The organism is Bianquea renquensis (assembly GCF_014384895.1).
In the GTDB taxonomy this organism is placed as follows: domain Bacteria; phylum Bacillota; class Clostridia; order Lachnospirales; family Bianqueaceae; genus Bianquea; species Bianquea renquensis.
This window is the reverse complement of sequence record NZ_JACRSQ010000080.1, coordinates 1-1,591: the sequence shown is the minus strand read 5'-3', so window position 1 is coordinate 1,591 and position 1,591 is coordinate 1. Positions and strand designations below refer to the sequence as shown.

Below are 1,591 nucleotides of genomic sequence, written 5' to 3'. Positions count from 1 at the left end.
TGCAATTTATTACCGTGGAGGCTGTTTCACAGGGCGAAGCCATTGTGACCTGCAAGGGAAAAACAAGAACGGTCTTTTTACCCGCCGCCCTGCAAAAGAAGCTGCGGCGGTATATTCAAAGCCAGAAAATCCAAAGCGGGTCGGTGTTTATTACTCGGACGGGCAAGCCTATGAACCGCAGCAACATCTGGCGGGAAATGAAGGGACTGTGTGAACGGGCGAACGTTGCGCCCAGCAAGGTGTTCCCACACAGCCTGCGCCATTTGTTTGCCCGGTGCTTTTACAGCATCGACCACGACGTGGCAAAACTGGCGGATATTCTCGGCCACAGCAACATCAACACCACCCGAATCTATATCATTACCACCGGCGCAGAACATCGGAGGAAGATGGAAACCATGCGGCTCGTCATTTAGATTTGAAAGGACAAAAAAATACCAGCGCCATATAAACGCCGGTTTGCTTTGATAACGGAAGAATTATTCTGTTGTAGAGATAACATATCGGTGAAAAAACAAACGCACTTATACATATAAAATCTATCATAATCCGACGCAAAAGTCAATACAATATTGCATTTAGGGTGCAGCAAATAAACCTTCTCATCGCAAATTGTTGAAAAGGTTTCTATGCTGCGCCTTTTTCATACTTTCCGGTCGATTTTGAAGAGCTTTTTCATCTTGCTGGTTCAACAATTACAACAGAATAATTCTTCTGCTGTAAACGGGACAAGCCATAGAGCAGGCACTAAGGGAATGACTATGAGGGACGAACAGGAACAGAGCATAAAAGAAAAGACTCCTCCGCCGCAGGAGGATTCGCGAATTGATATATTGATTCGGGCCTATCGCAATTTGGCGGTGAAGGTGGATCTGTTGCAGGAACAAATCCAAAAGCAGGATAAAGAACTAACCCGGCAGAAAGAGCGGATGGTGGACTTGATTCTAGCGGAAGAGCAGAGAAAGAACATCGCAAAAGATGAGGGCAACGCTCCCCCGCTCCCCTTGAGCGCGCCCATGCCGGACAAGCCGGAGGCGAAGGAAGAACCTGCGGGGCAGAAATCGAAACCAAAGCACAGCGCAAAATCCAGGCCGAAAAAAGGCCGGGCAGGGAAGATCATCGGAGAGGTTGTTTTTTACGGACTGCTGCTCCTGCTGATTATCGCCGCCCTGTTTGTCCGCACTACCAGCGACGGCGCACCCAAAAGCCTTGCGGGATATTCGGGGATGATTGTCCTCACCGAATCCATGCAGAGCGAAATCCCCAAAGGTTCGCTGGTAATCACCAAAACAGTGGAGCCGGAAACATTGCAAATCGGGGACGACATCACCTACATGGCAAACCAGACCACCTCCGTCACCCATCGGATTATCGGGATTATCGAAAACTACGAGAACACGGGCCAGCGCGCTTTCCAGACGCAGGGGATCATGAACGACCAGCCGGACAGCCAGCCCGTCCCTGCGGTCAACGTGGTGGGCAAGGTGGTGTTCCACAGTGAAACGCTGGGCGTGGTCGCCAGCTTCATCGGTTCCTGCTGGCCGCTTCTCCTGTTTGCACTGGCGGTGGTGTTTGTGCTGATTTATGTGCT

Annotated in this window: 2 protein-coding genes; both read left to right on the top strand. The window is 50.5% G+C overall.

What is annotated here, in order from left to right:
- On the top strand, positions 1-416 hold a 416-nt coding region (locus tag H8730_RS17255), incomplete at its 5' end, for a tyrosine-type recombinase/integrase (RefSeq protein ID WP_249290288.1).
- Between the two features lie 345 nt (positions 417-761).
- The coding region (locus H8730_RS17250) for a signal peptidase I (RefSeq protein ID WP_249290287.1) at positions 762-1,591 on the top strand (830 nt) is incomplete at its 3' end.